Source organism: Sorangium sp. So ce185 (assembly GCF_051526825.1).
GTDB lineage: Bacteria > Myxococcota_A > Polyangia > Polyangiales > Polyangiaceae > Sorangium > Sorangium cellulosum_D.
Genome location: NZ_CP150316.1, coordinates 9,557,689 through 9,574,131, shown reverse-complemented (window position 1 = coordinate 9,574,131; position 16,443 = coordinate 9,557,689). Strand labels below are relative to the sequence as shown.

At 71.4% G+C, this 16,443-nt stretch carries 10 protein-coding genes, 1 pseudogene and 1 riboswitch; of the genes and pseudogenes, 9 read left to right on the top strand and 2 right to left on the bottom strand.

The window, feature by feature from the left end; all coding sequences use genetic code 11:
* Window positions 1–91: 91 nt before the first annotated feature.
* The gene (locus WMF26_RS35040) at window positions 92–5,053 is read right to left on the bottom strand and encodes a hypothetical protein (protein WP_437996272.1); all 4,962 of its coding nucleotides are present in this window, start codon (window positions 5,051–5,053) and stop codon (window positions 92–94) included.
* A gap of 559 nt (window positions 5,054–5,612) precedes the next feature.
* On the opposite strand from WMF26_RS35040, the gene WMF26_RS35035 reads away from it, so the two are divergent.
* Window positions 5,613–7,640: a serine/threonine-protein kinase gene (locus WMF26_RS35035; RefSeq protein WP_437996271.1), complete on the top strand. Its 2,028-nt coding sequence runs from the start codon at window positions 5,613–5,615 to the stop codon at window positions 7,638–7,640.
* Between the two features lie 51 nt (window positions 7,641–7,691).
* Here the strand turns inward: WMF26_RS35035 and WMF26_RS35030 are convergent, their stop codons facing one another.
* The gene (locus WMF26_RS35030) at window positions 7,692–8,801 is read right to left on the bottom strand and encodes a THUMP domain-containing class I SAM-dependent RNA methyltransferase (RefSeq protein ID WP_437332621.1); all 1,110 of its coding nucleotides are present in this window, start codon (window positions 8,799–8,801) and stop codon (window positions 7,692–7,694) included.
* A 354-nt stretch (window positions 8,802–9,155) separates the two neighbouring features.
* Between WMF26_RS35030 and WMF26_RS35025 the strand changes: the two genes are divergently transcribed.
* The 8 genes and pseudogenes from WMF26_RS35025 to WMF26_RS34990 all read left to right on the top strand — a co-directional run bounded on the left by WMF26_RS35025 (window position 9,156) and on the right by WMF26_RS34990 (window position 16,372).
* Window positions 9,156–9,497 (top strand): SPW repeat domain-containing protein, encoded by a 342-nt coding sequence (locus tag WMF26_RS35025; protein ID WP_061624268.1) that lies wholly within the window; start codon window positions 9,156–9,158, stop codon window positions 9,495–9,497.
* 174 nt (window positions 9,498–9,671) lie between these two features.
* Entirely contained in the window at window positions 9,672–10,409 is a 738-nt protein-coding gene (locus WMF26_RS35020) for a pyridoxine 5'-phosphate synthase (RefSeq protein ID WP_437332620.1), read from the top strand.
* Window positions 10,410–10,451: 42 nt separating this feature from the next.
* Window positions 10,452–10,526: pseudogene (locus tag WMF26_RS35015) on the top strand (hypothetical protein); the annotation flags it as partial.
* A 600-nt stretch (window positions 10,527–11,126) separates the two neighbouring features.
* Window positions 11,127–12,554: a pectate lyase family protein gene (locus WMF26_RS35010; RefSeq protein ID WP_437996270.1), complete on the top strand. Its 1,428-nt coding sequence runs from the start codon at window positions 11,127–11,129 to the stop codon at window positions 12,552–12,554.
* A gap of 117 nt (window positions 12,555–12,671) precedes the next feature.
* A riboswitch (guanidine-III (ykkC-III) riboswitch) is annotated at window positions 12,672–12,736 on the top strand.
* A gap of 21 nt (window positions 12,737–12,757) precedes the next feature.
* On the top strand, window positions 12,758–13,075 hold the full coding sequence (gene sugE, locus WMF26_RS35005) for a quaternary ammonium compound efflux SMR transporter SugE (protein ID WP_437996269.1): 318 nt from the start codon (window positions 12,758–12,760) through the stop codon (window positions 13,073–13,075).
* A gap of 55 nt (window positions 13,076–13,130) precedes the next feature.
* Window positions 13,131–14,156, top strand: coding sequence for a dipeptidase (locus WMF26_RS35000; protein ID WP_437950497.1), 1,026 nt, complete (start codon window positions 13,131–13,133; stop codon window positions 14,154–14,156).
* Window positions 14,157–14,234: 78 nt separating this feature from the next.
* The gene (locus WMF26_RS34995; protein WP_437996268.1) at window positions 14,235–14,999 is read left to right on the top strand and encodes a class I SAM-dependent methyltransferase; all 765 of its coding nucleotides are present in this window, start codon (window positions 14,235–14,237) and stop codon (window positions 14,997–14,999) included.
* A 146-nt stretch (window positions 15,000–15,145) separates the two neighbouring features.
* Complete coding sequence (locus tag WMF26_RS34990) at window positions 15,146–16,372, top strand: NAD(P)/FAD-dependent oxidoreductase (RefSeq protein WP_437950495.1); 1,227 nt, start codon at window positions 15,146–15,148, stop codon at window positions 16,370–16,372.
* The last annotated feature ends 71 nt before the right edge of the window (window positions 16,373–16,443 follow it).

The window sequence follows — 16,443 nt, the reverse complement described above, 5'->3', positions numbered from 1 at the left end:
CCGCGCGCTCGGGTTGCTGGTGCTGGGGGGAGAGCGGAGGAGGGGAGCGCGGGGGCCCCGGCGCGGGGCCCCCGGCGCGGCGAGGCGCGGCTCAGTCGGGGTACACGCCCAGCTGGTCAGGATCGGCGACGCCGAGCTGGACCATCATCTGGAGCATGTAGTCGGGCACCGACTTGTAGCTCTTCAGCTCGTACGCGTAGTGGTTCTTGTAGATGGTGAGCTGCGTGCAGTTCGGGTTGATGTTCTGGTCGCACGGCTTCACGGCCTCCAGCTGACCGTTGTTCGCGTTCAAGTCCTTGACCGCGGGATCCTGGACGATGATCGCGGCGCCGTCCGGGTGGTGCATGACCATCGCGCGGCCGTACTTGTTGAAGCCCGGGCCGTAGTCGGCGGCGTACGCGGGATCCCCGGACACGGCGACTTCATACGACGGATCGAGCTGGTACCCCTTCGACGTGAGGTCGTTGGCGTATTCGAGCACGCGCGCCGCGATGCCCTTCTGCACCCATTTGCCGCCGGAGTCCTTGCAGGTCGCCCTGTCCTTGCCGGTCCCGAAGAGGCATTCCATGCCGTACGTGCGGGCGTAGTAGATCTGCCCGGACGTCGGGTCCTGCCACTCGATGCGCTGCTCGATCCCGGGCTCGGCGTCGGTGCCGAGCCGGTAGATGCGCATCATGTCCGTCCAGTTCGTCTTGCCGTTCGCGGGGATGTACGCGAGCGTCCAGGCGATCAGGAACTTCTGCACCTCCCAGCCGACCTGCGGATCGACCGCGATGCTGCGGGTGACGGTCTCCGGGTTGAAGTCGCCGCCGATGTAGTTCGAGCAGAGGTTCTTCCCGCCGCTCGGGAAGCAGACCTTCGGCCCCTCGTTCGGCCACCAGCTGACCCAGCCCATCGGGCGCGCCGGGTACTGCGTCGCCAGCGGGTCGGGATCCTTGCTGTCCTCGTCGACCACCGGGAAGCCGTTCTCGTCGGCCTCGAGGCGAGGCGCGAGGAGCGCGCGGTCGCCGGTGAGGGCGTTGGCGAGCAGGCGGCGGTAGCCCTCGGGCAGCACGTCGGCCATGCCGACCGCGCGGAAGCGGGCGTCGTAGAAGTCGCGGCGGGAGCTGCTCACGAACCGGTCCTCCGACTCGGAGAGCAGGATCGCCGCGTTGATCTTGTCGTAGTAGCTGCCCGCGTTGATCGTGAAGTCGGTGTCGAAGTCGCCGTTGACCTCCGAGTTCTTGTTCGCGAGCGGGTGACCGCCGAACCCGATGTCCTTGAAGTAGCCGGTCGAGCCGTTCGGGATCTGCACCAGCACGTCGGTGTTGGCCTGGCCGCCGAAGCCGCTGAAGTCCTCGCCCGCGCCGTAGTCGTCGCTGTCGTCGTTCGACCGCAGGATGCCCCACTCGGACCACGGATTGCCCGGATCGAAGGCGTTCCTGTTGCGCAGGTAGTGCGGCCCCACCTCCGGGCGGGACAGCTGCCGGGCGAAGTGGTCGAAGGCCACCGTCGCGGCGATGACGTTCTCCTCCAGGCTGCCCTCGATGAGGAGCGGCCACAGCGAGTCGAACGACAGGCCCTGGTTCGTCGCGAGATCCTGGTAGATCGTCCCGAAGAACCCGATGCCGCCGGCGATGCCGAGGAGCTTCTCGTTGTAGCGGCTGTAGGACCGGTCCGCCGCGGCGCGGACGTTGAACGTCGTGCGGCCGCGCCGGAAGTTGTCGAAGATGTGCCTGTTCTCCTGGGAGGTGATCAGGAACATCAGCTGCTCGTACGGGTCGGCGCCGTTGTCGTGGCGGAAGACCGAGACGTTGCCGGTGTCGGCCCAGTTGTCGCTCGCGAACGCGTACGGCACGCGGACCCGACCCCGATCGTCGACCGCCGGGCCGCCGCGGAAGGAGATCAGGTTGGTCTCCTTGTCCTCCGGCTTGCGCAGGTTCCGCCAGCTCACGTAGTCGACCGGCTGCTGGCGGCAGCGCTTCGTCTCGTTGCCGACCGTGACGATGCCGCCGTCGATGACCTGGTGCCACTTGCCGTCGAGCGCCTCGTTCCAGCTCGCGGGCGCCTTCGTCTCCACCTCGTAGCAGTCGCGGATGACGTTGTACTGCTTCTGGAGCTGGGAGTAGTGGAAGTCCGAGACGCTCCCGCTGCCCTTCGCGTACGTGCCGTACTTGATGCCGGCGAGCCCGCCGAAGGTGTCGGTCGCGGCGAGCAGCGCGCCGCCGACCCTGCCGCCGGCCAGGTAGTTGCGGTCGCCGTTGTCGTAGACGCTCACCGTGTCGCCGTAGAAGAAGCGCGCGGCGGCGAAGTCGTAGACGCCGAGGCCGACCAGGTCCTGCGAGACGTCGCCCGGGTAGTCCATGACCGTGGAGTGCTGGAACATCCAGATCATGTTCTTCTGCTCTTCGTCCGTGATCGCGTCGTAGTAGCGGGGGCCGACGCACTCCTCCGGGTTCTCCCCCGGCGCGCCGGTGCACGGGTCGTCGATCGTGCCGTTCTTCGTCCTGAGCTGCCAGTACTGGGGCCGGAAGAAGAGCGAGGCGTAGGTGCTCACGAAGTTGTGCCGGAGGCCGATGGAGTGCCCCATCTCGTGCGCGATGACCGCGTACTGGTAGCGGCGCTGGATGTACTTGAACATCCGCTCGTAGCGCCCCCGCCGCTCCGCGGACGTCTCGTTGTCGCCAGGGGGGAACTTCTCGCGCAGCGCCTCCGCGAGGCCCGTCATCGCCGAGGCCTCGGGCGCCTCGTGCAGGATGCAGGCGCCGCGCTCGGCGAGCGCGCTGTCGTGCATGCGGCGGAGCTGCGACTGCACCTGCGGGTTGTTCATCGCGAACGGCGACGCCGCGTCGGCGAACGGCCCCTCGACGGGGACGTTGGCGGGGATGCCGGCGCGCTGGAGCATCGCCGGGTTCATGAGCTCCGCCTCGGCGAGGCTGCCCCGGGCGGCCTTCATGCGCGCGCTCACGACCGCCTGCTGCGGGGAGGGGACGTCGCTCCGCACCGCGATGTCGGCGACCTTGGCCTTCATCGGCTCGATCACCGCCCGGAGCTGCGGGGAGATGCCCTGCGCGACGAGGTTCTTGTACGCCTCGGCGTCGAGCTTCGTGACGCTCGCGAGCCGCGAGGTGACCTCGTCCCTCGTCATCGTGGGCCCGGTCCCGCCGCCCGAGGCGCGGCTCGCCTGCGCCCAGTCGCGGATGTACTTGCCCTCGGTGACCTCGGAGGTCGAGATCTCGCCGTTGATGTAGCGGACGAGGTCGACAAGCCCCTGCGCCGCCAGCTCGGTCTGGTGGTTCCAGATGTTGATGCTGGCGGCCACCTTCTCGCCCGTGATCGGGTCGTCGCCGTCGACCATGATGCCCCACGGCGACGGGGTCTGCGGCTTGTCGACGATGAGGACGCTGTTGTAGCGGAGGTCGCCGAGGCGCGGGGAGAGCCCCTCTTCGCCGCAGGCCGGGTGATCGCCCGCGATGACGGGGTTGTGGCAGAGCACGATCACCGGCGGCTGCGTCACGACGTTGCCGATCGCGAGCGTCGCCTGGTCGTTGCCGCGCCGCCCCGAGAGCTCCGTCACGGCGTCCCAGGCCGCCTGGTCGCACTGCGGCGCGTCCCAGCCGTTCGCGCGGCGGCACGCGTTGAGGTCGCGCGAGATCGCGACGGCCTCGTCGATGTCGTCCTGCTGGCCCTTCCACATGGGGAACCGCGCGTCGCAGTCGGCGCCGCCGGTCTTCCTGCACTCGACCAGGCGCGAGGTCTGGATCGAGGTCTTCATCGCGAGATCCCACTCCTCGGCGGCCCAGTTGGTCGCCTCGAAGAGGTCCTCCGACGTGTTGCCGCCGATGTACCAGGGGATGACGACCGCCTCGCGGTCCGCGTAGGGCAGCGTGCACTTCTGCTTGAACACGTCGCACTGCGAGCCCGCGCCGGCCGCGACGCACTCGTCGGCGGTGCCGTCATTGTCCTCGTCGCGGTTCGGATCGGCGTTCAGGTCGCCCGAAGTGAGGGCCGTCTCCCGCGTCGCGCAGGCGATGCCCCCCTCCATCGTCTCCGGGTTCGTGTAGAAGTGGCTGCGCTTCCAGAGGTTGTAGCGGGCCGCGAAGCGCCGCCACTGGTTGTCCAGGATCCCGTAGTTGGGCTCGTAGCCGTAGCGGTAGTCGAAGTTGAAGATGCCGAACGCCTGGAACCTCACGCCGTCGAAGTCGACCGGCTCGTAGTCGGTGTCGACCACCTTCTTGAACGACTGCCGGATCGTGATCTCGATCGGGTTGCAGTTGCCGTACGGGTCGGTGCCGCCGGCGAAGTCGCCCGGGAGCATGCAGGCCGGGAACTTGTCGATGCCCCAGCCGAGGCTCGAGAGGTCGAGCAGGGCGGGCGTGGCGAACGCCTTCGTCGTGACGTCGAAGTAGCCGTTCGCGGCGTCGAACTTCGGGGCGTCGGCGGCGTTGGGGTCGTTGACGGTATAGGCGAGCGGCTCGTACTCGACGCCTCCGTAGAGGCCGAGCTGCGAGAGGGTGTCGAAGTTGTAGGCGTCGGTCGCGAGGTTGCGCGACCAGTCCACGCGCATGTACTCGCGCTCGTACCAGAGCCTGTCCGTCGTGTTCTCGACGATGACGTTCGACTCCTCGCCCGTCGCCGGGTTGTAGTCGCGGCGGATGTCGAAGTGCGACTCGATGGCGTAGCTCGCGACGATCTGGCCGTCGTTCGTCGTCTTCTTGGTGAGCCCGTTATAGGCGTTGCCCTTGGTGTCGGTGCCCTCGATCCGCTCGTAAGCGAGCCGAGCATTGAGCTGGTGCTCGGTGACCTCCCACTTGATGCGGGAGACGGGCTGAGCGTAGGTCGACGTGAAGAGCCCGTCTTGGGCAGAGCCGTACCCGACGTCGATGACCGTACCCCGCATGTAGAACTCGGGGTCGTCGGCGATGTCGGCCAAGCTCCCTCCAACGAAGAAGGACTTGGCGAGCGCATCGCTCTGGACCTTTCTGATGGACTGCCGCTCCTCGGCGCAGCCCGCCCCCACGACGGTCAGCGCGACGGTGCCGAGGAGCACCGCGCGCCTAAAAATTCGATTCATCAACGATCCTCCGGAAGCTGCCTGTCGAGATCGATGCACAAGCCGGCCCTTCGCGACGCACCCGGCGCGGCGCGAGGCATTTCCCCCCAGGCAAGAACGCTGCCAACGGTCGAAGGCGAGCTCTTTCGATAAGTTAAGCACTTGTCGCACATTTGCACCGGGGGTGGCGTTAAAGAGTTAACTGCCGCCGGTCGGGCCTCGGGCCGGCGCCGTCTCCGGGGTGACGGTGGCCGCGAGCGCGGGTCGGGAACGGTGGTCGGGAACGGCGCTCCGGAGCGCGGGTCGGGAACGGTGGTCGGGACGGCCGATCGCGCGCTGGCCGGCGGCTGCGTCCGCTGGCGGGCTGCCGCCGGGGTCGACAAGTCGTCCGCTGACACGTTCTTTGGTATGGTCGCCGCGTGCACTCCCCCTCGCATCGAGCGCGCGGGTCGCGCAGGCGCGCGGACAGCCCTGTTGGCGGTGCGCTGCTGCGCGGGCGGCGCGGCGGCCCGCGAGCGGGCGAGCGCGGCGGACGGGGGGTGGCGAGCGAGCGCGAGGGGCGCGGGCGGGTGCCGGGCGCATGAGGCATGAGGCTCTCCTCGGCCGCAAGGTGGCCGGGCGGTTCACGATCACCCGCTTCCTCGGCGAGGGCGGGATGGCCAGCGTCTTCGTCGCCGAGCGCGACGCCGAGCCCCGCCGGGTGGCGATCAAGATCATGAACCCGGAGTTCACCGCGGACCGCGCGTTCGTCCGGCGCTTCCAGCGCGAGGCGAAGGCGGCGGCGCGGGTGAAGCACCCGAACTCCGTCAAGATCTTCGAGTACGGGGTCGAGGGCGCGCTCAGCTACATCGTGATGGAGCTGCTCTCCGGGGACGACCTCTACGTCCTCCTCGAGCGCCACGGCGCCATCGGCCAGGCGAGGGCGGTCCGCATCCTCTCGGAGGTGTGCGAGGCGCTCGCCGTCGCCCACGAGATGGGCGTCGTGCACCGCGACCTCAAGCCCGAGAACATCATGGTGGTCCCGGACTTGACGCACCCTCACGGCGAGCGCGTCAAGGTGCTGGATTTCGGGATCGCCAAGATCCTCGACACCGCCTCGTCGGGCGATGAGCCCGAGATCCAGGCCGATCCGCTCTCCGTCGTGACGCGCGCGGGCACGTTCGTCGGCACGCCGGCGTACATGTCTCCGGAGCAGTGCGGGCTGCTGCCGGTCGATCAGCGGGCGGATCTGTACACGTGCGGGGTGCTGCTGTTCCAGCTCGTCACGGGGCGGCTCCCGTTCGAGGGGGAGACGCCGCTCCACACGGCGACGCTCCACATCCACGCGCCGGTGCCGGCGCCGCGCAGCTCCGCGCCGGGGATCGACCCCCGGCTCGAGGCCCTGATCGTGAAGGCGCTCGCCAAGCAGCCGGCGGACAGGCACCAGACGGCGCGCGAGCTCGGGTACGCGCTGCACACCCTGCTCGCCGATCTGCCCGACACGGCCGTGGGGCTGGGGCCGATCTCGCGCCGCCAGCCGAGCTCGCTGTTCTCGCGGGACCTGCCGCGGGGGCCGCTGTCGTCGCTCCCGCCGCTCACGTCGCTGCCGAGCTCGACGTCGGCGCCGGTCTCCGGCCCGCCGCCGCGGCCGGAGGTGTCGATCGAGTCGGCCAGGACGCTCGTCTCGGGCACGGCCGGGCCCGAGGCGGGGCCGCCGCCGCCGGCGAGGCTCGACACGCCGGCGCTGGAGCTCCCGCCCACGCTCGATCCGCCGGGGGTGTACCCGTCGCTCGGCGCCGAGCCGCAGCGCTGGGCCGGGGAGTCGGTGCCGGAGATCTCGCTGCAGCTCCCGTCCTGGTCCCACAGCGAGAGCGAGGCGCTGCTCTCGGGGAACGGCCTCGCCGCGCCGAGCTCGCCCGACGAAGCGGGCGAGGACAGCACGCTGACGATGGTCCGCCGCGACGAGCTGCTCGGTCCGCCGAAGGTCCGCGTGCACGCGGCGTCGTCCTATGACGAGGGCGACGAGCTCGACCTCACGCCTCCGGGGCGCGAGGTGAAGGCGACGCTCCGTTCGGCCGAGGACTTCGGGCTGGGCACGCCGGAGAAGCGGGCCGAGGTCGGCCTCGTGCGCGTCGACTCCGCGCCGACGCCGCCGGTGCCGCCGACGCCGCAGAGCCCGCAGTTCGATCCGGGCGCGGCGGCGTGGGATCGGCGACCGAAGCGCGTCGCCAACACGCTCCGGCTGGTCTCGTCGCCGCCGCCGGCCGACAGCCAGCTGCCCACGTTCCAGCCCGGCGAGCTGCAGGCGGTGATCCCGCCGGCGCCCGCGGCGTCGAGCGCGGCCGGCGCCGGGAGCGCCGGCGTCGTGGTGCGGGCGGCCGCCGCCGCGGCGGGGGGCGCCGCGCCGGCGGCCCCGGCGGAGGCGCTGCCGCTCGAGCTCGCCTCGACGCTCGCCGCGGATCGCGCGTCCCTGGAGCGCAGCGCGACCGTGCCGGATTTCGCGGCGCCGCCCGCGCCGTCGCGCGAGCCGAGCTGGCTCGCCGGCAAGCGCGGGCTCATCATCGGCTTCGTCGCGGGCATGATCCTCACGGCGGCGGCCATGGCGCTGCTGATGCGCCTGCTCTCCTGAGGCGCTCGCCCGGACGCGCGCCGCGCGGGGCAGCGCGGCGGGAGCGGCGCTTCAAGGGATGTCGTACGTGAGCAGCCGGCACTCGATCGGGCCGTTGAACACGGTGAGCGACCGCTCCGGCCGGCGGCGCATCGCGCGCTCGATGTCCTCGGTGCCGGCGAGGAGGGCGACGCGGTGGCCCGCGAGCCGCGAGAGCGCGGCCGCCATGTCGCGGTAGAGGGCGAGCGTGCCCGGGAGGCGCTCGCCGTACGGCGGGTTGGTCAGCACGTGGCCCGGCGGCGCCGTCGGCGCGACCGCGGCGATGGGCTGGCAGCGCACCTCGATCTGCACGCCAGCCATGCGGGCGTTGCCGCGGGTGATCTCGGCGGCGCTGGGGTCGATGTCGGCGGCGAGGATCGGCGGGCCCTCGGGCCGGATCCGGGCGCGGGCGGCGTCGCGGAGCGCGGTCGTGCGCTGCGCGGCGGCGTGATCGTGGCAGGCCCACCGCTCGAAGCCGAAGCGCTGCGCGCGCAGGCCGGGGGCGATGTCCCGCGCCCAGAGCGCCGCCTCGAGGGCGATGGTGCCGGCGCCGCACATCGGGTCGACGAGCGGGCGGGCGCGGTCCCAGCCGGAGAGGCGGAGCAGCGCGGCGGCGAGGGTCTCCTTGAGCGGCGCCCCGCCGATGTGCGTGCGGTAGCCGCGGCGGTGGAGCGCGGCGCCGCCGAGGTCCGCGTAGAGCGTCGCGCGGTCGCGGACGAGGTGGACGAAGAGGGCGAGGTCCGGGTCGTCGAGGTCGACCGACGGACGCGCGCCGACGCGGCGGCGGATCTGGTCGACGATGGCGTCCTTGGTCCGCTGGGCGATGAACTGGGTGTGGGTCAGCGCGCTCGACCGGCAGGAGGCGCGGACGGCGAGCGTGTGGACCGGGCTCAGGTACGGGGCCCAGTCGACGCGGGAGACGCCCTCGTAGAGCGCGTCCCCGCTGGGCGCGTCGAAGGACGCGAGCTCCGCGAGCACGCGCACGGCGGTGCGGAGCTCGATGCAGGCGCGGAAGCCCTCGTCCGCCGCGCCGGAGAAGTGGACCCCGCCGCGATCGGCGCGGACGCCGCGGAATCGGAGCTCGCGGAGCTCGTCGCGGAGCGCGGGCTCGGTGCCTTTGGCGGCGGTCGCGAAGAAGTCCATGGCGACCGGGCTTGTAGCCGAACCGCCGGCTCCTGGCCCTCACGAACGGCGGCCGCGGCGGCCTTCGCGAGCGGCCGCCGCGACGCCGCGCCGCCGGGCGAGCCGCGCCGGTCGCGGGGCCGCGCGGCCCGCGGCGGTGGCACCGGATTCGCACGGAGCTCGGCGAGCTCGTTGATGTGTGGACCGGGCGCAGGCACGCGCCGGCGCTCGGCAGAAGGGGGGGTGAGCGGACTCGGCCTTCCCGGGGCCGCTCCGGGGCGTGGCGCCCGCGCGCGTCATGGCGCGAGCGGGCGGGGAGCGAGAGCGCTGCGCGGCGGAGGGCGCCGGCGCGGCGGCAGGAGAGGAGGGGGAGCCATGCAGCGTCGGACGGCGGCCGTGCGCGGCGTCAACGTCGCGCTCGGGATCTGGTTGTTCATCTCGGCGTTCCTCTGGCGGCACAGCCAGGGGCAGTTCACCAACGCCTGGGTGGTGGGCGCGCTGTGCGTGCTCTTCGCCCTGCTCGCGATCTGGGCGCCCCGGGCGCGCTACCTCAACGCGCTCCTGGCGATCTGGCTCTTCGTCAGCGCCTGGTCGATACCTGCGCTGTCGGCGTGGACGGTGTGGAACAGCGCGCTCGTCGCCATCGGCATCCTCATCGTGTCGCTCGTCCCGGCCGAGGTCGAGGTGCGGGGGGCGCCGACCGTGCCGCGGCTCTAGGGGCTGTCGGTCGGCGGGGCGCGCGAGGGCGGGGCGCCGCACCCGATCCGGCGCCGCGCCGCCGGGCGAGCCGCGCCGGGCGCGTTTCCACGGCCGGCTCGCGGCGTGTTCGCCTCGCAGCGTCGATCGTGTATAGCGGCGTCGCGAGCGGCGCGCCCGCGAGAGGATGCCCCCATGAAGCTCAGCGTCAACGTGAACAAGATCGCGCTCCTGCGGAACTCGCGGGGCCACGACGCCCCGAACGTCCTCTCCTTCGCGCAGCGGATCGTGTCCTACGGGGCGCACGGCATCACGATCCACCCGCGGGCCGATCGGCGGCACATCACGCCGGACGACGCGCGGGCGGTGACTCGGCACATCACCACCGTCGAGACGAACTTCGAGGGCGATCTCCGCGAGGAGTTCCTGGACCTCACGCTCGAGCTCAGGCCGACGCAGTGCACGCTGGTCCCGGTCACGCCGGGGGAGCTCACGTCGCACCGCGGCTGGGACGTCGTGAAGTGGCGCTTCGTCCTGCAGCCGGTGGTGAAGCGGCTCAAGGAGGAGGGGATCCGGACGAGCCTCTTCGTCGAGGCGGACCCCGCGGTCGTGCCGGTGGTCGCGGAGATGGGGGCCGATCGCATCGAGATTTACACCGGGCCTTACGCGGAGGCGTTCGATCGCGGCGATCACCGCGCGGAGCTCGACAAGATCGTCGCGACCGTGAGGGCCGCCGCGGCGGCGGGGGTCGGGATCAACGCGGGGCACGACCTCACCGTGGAGAACCTCGCGCCGCTCGTGAGCGAGGCGCCGCAGATCCAGGAGGTGTCGATCGGGCACCACCTCGTGGTGCGCGCGCTCGAGGTCGGCATGAAGCAGTCGGTGCTCGACTACCTCGCGGCGGTCGAGGGGCGCGGCGCGCAGGCGCGGTAAGCGGGGCCTGGCGAACGGGCTGGCGCGGCGCGGAATACATCGTCTCCCGTCGTCCGTCTCCCGTCCCCCGTCGTCCGTCTCCCGTCGTCCGTCTCCCGTCTCCCGTCATCCGTCTTCGTGCGCGTCATTCGTGCGCGTGCGCGTGCGCGATTCCCCGGAATCAGCGCGCACGCGCACGCGCACGGAAGAGCGAAGACGGGAGACGGACGACGGGGACGAGAGACGGAGGACGAGAGACGGGAGACGGACGACGGAGGATGGGAGCGGAGAACGAAAGACGTGGCGAGAGCCGCTCTATGTCTCGTCTCGGCGCCTCGTCTCGGTGGTTCGAAATTCATTGGTTTAGAGCCGCTATGAATTGATGCGCCACGCCGGCGTATCGCTCTCTGAAGAGCTGGTGCGCCGCCGTGTCTCGCAGCGTGCTTTGCGAGAGATGCGTGGTCGACAAGATTGGCAATCTCCGCTCAGGCGTTCGAGCCCTCGCGTGCCCGATGTCGTCGCGGGTGGGAGCGCGCCGGCCTCCCATGAGCCCGCTCGTGCGCTTCTCGTGCAGGATAACCAAGCTCGCTTCGTATGGCGATACGAAATTGCCAAATCGATTCCCATGTGCCCTGTCGCACAGATTGGCAATTGTCGATTGCCATTCATGAAGTTGGTCCTGTAGGGTCATCACACTACGGCTTGCGGTTAAGACGTACGAAAGGGGAGCGAGACGTCATGACATATCTTCCTACTTGTTCTTCCATTGGAGCACAGGGGCTTCTCCGCCTCGGCTGCGCGATCGCAGCGGCCTCTGCGCTCACCGCGATGTCGGCTCCGGCGAGCGCGCTCCCGGCGTTCCCCGGCGCAGAGGGCTTTGGCGCCGTCGCGACCGGCGGGCGCGGCGGGCGCGTCATCAAGGTCACCAACCTGCGATCGAGCGGGGCGGGGAGCCTGCAGGCGGCGCTCGACGCGAGCGGGCCGCGCATCATCGTCTTCGACGTGAGCGGCGTGATCGAAGGGGATGTCGTCGTCCGGAATGGCGACGTGACGATCGCCGGCCAGACCGCGCCAGGCGCGGGCATCACCGTGCGCGGGCGCCTGCTCTCCAGGTACTCCAACGCGGTCAACAATGTCATTGTAAGATTCTTGCGAGTCCGCCCCGTGCACAACGGCTCGGCCGGAGAGCAGTTCGATGGGGCGCAGTTCTCCCTGAACTCGAAGCTGATCCTCGATCACGTCTCGATCGCCTGGGGCGTCGACGAGACCCTGGATCTCTATGAGGCGGACGACGTCACGGTCCAGTGGTCCACCATCGAGTCGTCGGCGACCACGGGGCATCCAGAGGGGGTGCATAATTACGGCCTCATCAACGGCCCTGACGGCCATCGGATCACGTTGCATCACAACCTGTTCGCCCATCACAAGGCGAGGTGCCCCGCGGTCGCGAACGGCCCCGCGGATATCCGCAACAACGTGGCCTACAACGTCAGACACGGGTTCGTGCACCACAACCGGGCGAGCGGCCAGTTCAACATCGTGGGCAACGCGTACGTCAAGGGGCCGAGCGATCAGCTGATCCCCTTCTATTTCGACGGCAGCGCCGGCGCGGGGCTCAAGTACTTCCTCGCCGACAACTTCATCGACGATCCCGGCAAGTTCACGGGGGTGGTCGACAACCCCTGGCAGAAGCCGTACCTCCACCCGAGCTTCAGCCGGCTCAACAAGCCCGAGTCGTACCGCGCCTCGTCGCAGTTCAACTTCTCGCGCGACGTCCCCGGCTACATCCCCGTGACGACGCACCGCGCGGAGGACGCCTATCGGCTCGTCCTCGCGCAGGCCGGCGCGCTGCCGCACGACGTCGTGACGAAGGGCGTCCTCCGGAACATCGAGCGCCGCGACGGCGCGTGGGGCGCTCGCTACGTGAACAACCTGATGGAAGGGCTCACCCCAGGGACGGCGCCCGCCGACGCCGACCGCGACGGGATGGCGGACGCGTGGGAGCGCGCGCACGGCCTCAGCTCCTCCAACGCAAACGATCACAGCCGGGTGATGCCGTCCGGATACACCGCGATCGAGGAGTACATCAACGAGCTCGCCGCCGCGCTGATCAGCACGGCAGAGTCCAGCGTGGCGTTCCAGGGCGAGGAGGAGGAGACCGACTAGCGAGCTCGGCCACGGCGCGCCGCGGCGCTCACCGCCCGCGCACCGAGCCGCCACAGCCGCGCCGCACCGCGTCGGCCGCACCCCTTTGCGCCGCCCGTCGCGCCTGCTAGGTTCCCCCCCGGCGCCCACGGGAGCGTCCCGGACGAGACGCGCCGTACCCGGTCAGGATAAGACGACGCAGCCACATTACGAGGAGATTCGTCATGTCCTGGCTGTTGTTGTTCCTGGCAGGTCTGCTCGAAGTCTGCTGGGCCGTCGGACTCAAGTACACACAGGGCTTCACGCGGCCCCTGCCCACGGCGCTCACCATCTCCGCGATCATCGCGAGCCTCGTCCTTCTCGAGGGCGCCTCGCGCACCCTGCCGATCGGCACGGCCTACGCCGTCTGGGTCGGCATCGGCGCGTTCGGGGCGGCGATCGCCGGCATCGTCCTCTTCGGCGAGCCCGCCACGCCCGCGAGGCTCGGGTTCCTCGCGCTCCTCGTCGTGGCCATCCTCGGCCTCAAGCTGTCGAGCTCCTGAGCCGCCGCCGCGCGGCGCGCACGACCGAGCGCCCCGCCTCGACTAACCTCTCCCCATGCACGGAACCCCCGAAGCGCGCGCCCTGCACGCGCAGTTCCCCGCCATCGACCTCCACGCCGACAGCCTCATGTGGTCGCGCTGGGTCGGCTACGATCTGCACGAGCGCCACGAGCCGATGCTGCCGCTCGCAGCCCTGGGCGGGCACGTCGACGTCCCGCGGCTCGTCGAGGGCGGCGTCGGCGCGCAGTTCTTCGGCCTGGTCTCGCTGCCCATCGGGCAGCGGCGCGGGCTCGCCGCCGTCGTCGACGAGCAGATCGACCTCCTGGAGCAGGCCGCCCTCGCGCAGCCGGATCGCCTCGTCAAGGCGCGCACCGCCGAGGACATCGAGGCGGCGAGGGCCCGCGGCGCCGTCGCGGCGCTGCTCGGGATCGAGGGCGCGCACGCGCTCGAGGGCGAGCTCGACACGCTCGAGCGCTTCGCGCGGCGCGGCGTGCGCTACCTCGGGCTCTGCCACTTCAGCGCCAACGACGTGTGTTATCCCGCCTACGGCCGAGGTCGCAGGGACGGTGAAGGCCTCACCCCCTTCGGCCGCGACGTCGTGCGCCGCGCCGAGGATCTCGGCGTCATCGTCGACCTCGCGCACATCAACCGCGCTGGCTTCCTCGAGGTGTGCGCGCTCGCGCGCCGGCCTCCCATCGTCAGCCACACCGGCGTCGCCGGCGCGTTCGACCACTGGCGCAACATCGATGACGACCAGCTCCGCGCCCTCGCCGACCGCGGCGGGTGCGCCGGGGTCATCTTTTGCCCGCTCTACCTCGGCGGCAACGGGCTCGCTCCCGTCGTCAAGCACCTCCTGCACATCATCAATGTTGCCGGCGAGGACACCCCCGCGCTCGGATCCGATTGGGACGGCTTCATCGTTCCCACACGCGAGCTCCGCGACGCCGCGCACCTTCCGCTCTTGACGGATGCTCTGCTCCAAGCTGGGTTGAGCGAGCGTGTCATCGGCAAGTTGCTGCGCGGCAACGCAATGCGCATCTTGCGCGACAATCCGCTTCCAACGCAGCGCTCGGTTGCGTAGCCTCTCGACAGGGCCGTCGGGGTGGGTGGTCCCTCCGGCGCTGGTCGAACTCATCCTCACGCGGAGCGGACGCAGGCCATGACTCTCCATCGCCTCGCTGCACAGGGCTACGCGACTGCAGCGGATGCTTACGAGAAAGGGCGCCCGGACTATCCGCGCGGCGCGATCGAGCTCCTGCTCGACACGCTGCGCATCGACGCCGGAAGCACGGTGCTCGATCTCGGCGCGGGGACCGGCAAGCTCACGCGCCTGCTCGTGCCGACGGGCGCCCGGCTCCTCGCGCTCGAGCCGGTCGAGGGGATGCGCCGCAAGCTGGGCCAGATGGTCCCGTCCGCCGTCCTGCTGGACGGCGTGGCCGAGGCCATCCCCCTGCCCGAGGCGTCGGTCGACGCCGCGGTCGCCGCGCAGTCGTTCCACTGGTTCCACGGCGATCTCGCGCTCGCCGAGCTCCACCGGGTGCTCCGGCCGCGGGGGCGCCTCTCGCTGCTCTTCAACCTGCGGGACGAGCGGGTCGACTGGGTCGCTCGCATCTCCCGCATCCTCAACCGCTACGGCCGCGATGCCCCGGTCCACCGGATCGGCGCGTGGCGCCGGCCGTTCTCCGACACCAGCCTCTTCGCGCCGATCGGAGAGCACGAGTTCACCCACTCGCAGGAGCTCGATCTCGACGGGCTCCTCGAGCGCGTCGCCTCGATCAGCTACATCGCCGCGCTCCCCCTGAAGGAGCGGTACTCGGTCCTGAACGAGGTGCGCGATCTGGCCGGGAGCCACCCGGAGCTCGCGGGCAAGAGCGCGTACCTCTTCCCGTACCGCACGCAGGTGGCCTCCTACGAGCGGCGCTGAGCCCCCGCGCGCACGCGCGCCTCCGCCAGCCGAGCTCGCCTGTTCGCGAGCGTCCTGCCCGCCAGTCCCGCGGCCTGCCCGCGAGCGGCCCGCCCGCCGAGCATCCCGCGCCCGCGGCGCGAGGCGCCGTGCTAGAGCGGCGCCCCATGTCGGCGCATGAAGTCGTGATCGTCGGCGGCGGGCCCGCGGGCCTGAGCACGGCGCTCTTCCTCGCCCACCATCGCCCGGCCCTCACCGACAGGATCGTGGTGCTCGAAAAGGAGCGCTACCCGCGGGACAAGTGCTGCGCGGGCGGGCTCGGCCAGCGCGCCGACAGGGCGCTCGCGGCGATCGGGGTGACGATCGACGTGCCCTCGGTCGTGGTGCACGGCGTCAGCGCGGCCTTCCAGACGGGCGAGATCGCGCTCCGCGAGGGGAACATCGGCCGCGTCGTCCGGCGCGTCGAGTTCGATCGCGCGCTCGCGCTCGCCGCGCGCGCCCGCGGCGTCCGGATCGTCGAGGGGGCGCGGGTCACCGCCGCCTCGCTGGGGCCGGGCGGCGCGCGGGTCGAGAGCTCGGCCGGGGACTTCGACGGCCGCGTCGTCGTCGGCGCGGACGGCGTCGGCAGCGTCGTCCGCCGCGCGATGGGGCTGCCGTTCGGCCGGCTGCGCGCGCAGGCCGTCGAGGTCGACACCGAGCCCGTCGCGGGGGACCGGGCGCGCGACCTCCTGCACTTCGAGATGCGGGATCGCTCGTTCGCCGGCTACCTGTGGGACTTCCCCACGATCGTGGGCGGGCGCGAGCTCGTCTGCCGGGGGGCGTACGTGCTGCACGAGGGCGCCCTCGGCGCGGCGCGCCCCGCCCCCGACGCCGAGCGCGTCCTCCGGAGCCGGCTCGCGGCGCTCGGCCTCGACCCGGACCGCTACCGGCGGAAGCGCTTCGCGGAGCGCGGCCTCGACCCGCGGGCCGCGGTCGCGCGGCCCGCGGCCCTGCTCGTCGGCGAGGCCGCGGGCATCGATCCGATGCTGGGCGAGGGCATCGCGCAGGCGATCGCCTACGGCGCCCTCGCGGGCGCGTACCTCGCCGAGAAGCTCGAGGCCGGCGACCTCGGGTTCGGCGACTGGGGCCGGCGGGTCGAGCGATCGCTGCTCGGCCTGGACCTCCGGTTCCGGCGCCGGGCGATGCGCGCCTTCTACGGCGCGCCGCGGGAGCGCGTCGAGCGCTACCTCCTCCGCGAGCCGTCGTTCCTGCGCTTCGGCATGCGCCACTTCGCCGGCAGCCCCCAGCCGGCGCCCGACGCGCTCCGCGCCGCGGCGACGGGCGCGCTCGTCGCCGGCCGGATCGGGCTCGATCGCCTGGTCGCGTCGCTCCCGCCGCGCGACGCCGCTCTGTAACGCATGTACCAGAGACGGGCGAAAACCGCTCTAGCGAGGCGCGCGGCGCGCGCATGTGCGCTGCAACACGG

Coding starts and splice junctions, on each gene's coding strand:
- WMF26_RS35040 (WP_437996272.1), bottom strand. CDS start 5,053: ATGAATCGAATTTTTAGGCGCGCGGTGCTCCTCGGCACCGTCGCGCTG.
- WMF26_RS35035 (WP_437996271.1), top strand. CDS start 5,613: ATGAGGCATGAGGCTCTCCTCGGCCGCAAGGTGGCCGGGCGGTTCACG.
- WMF26_RS35030 (WP_437332621.1), bottom strand. CDS start 8,801: ATGGACTTCTTCGCGACCGCCGCCAAAGGCACCGAGCCCGCGCTCCGC.
- WMF26_RS35025 (WP_061624268.1), top strand. CDS start 9,156: ATGCAGCGTCGGACGGCGGCCGTGCGCGGCGTCAACGTCGCGCTCGGG.
- WMF26_RS35020 (WP_437332620.1), top strand. CDS start 9,672: ATGAAGCTCAGCGTCAACGTGAACAAGATCGCGCTCCTGCGGAACTCG.
- WMF26_RS35010 (WP_437996270.1), top strand. CDS start 11,127: ATGACATATCTTCCTACTTGTTCTTCCATTGGAGCACAGGGGCTTCTC.
- sugE (WP_437996269.1), top strand. CDS start 12,758: ATGTCCTGGCTGTTGTTGTTCCTGGCAGGTCTGCTCGAAGTCTGCTGG.
- WMF26_RS35000 (WP_437950497.1), top strand. CDS start 13,131: ATGCACGGAACCCCCGAAGCGCGCGCCCTGCACGCGCAGTTCCCCGCC.
- WMF26_RS34995 (WP_437996268.1), top strand. CDS start 14,235: ATGACTCTCCATCGCCTCGCTGCACAGGGCTACGCGACTGCAGCGGAT.
- WMF26_RS34990 (WP_437950495.1), top strand. CDS start 15,146: ATGTCGGCGCATGAAGTCGTGATCGTCGGCGGCGGGCCCGCGGGCCTG.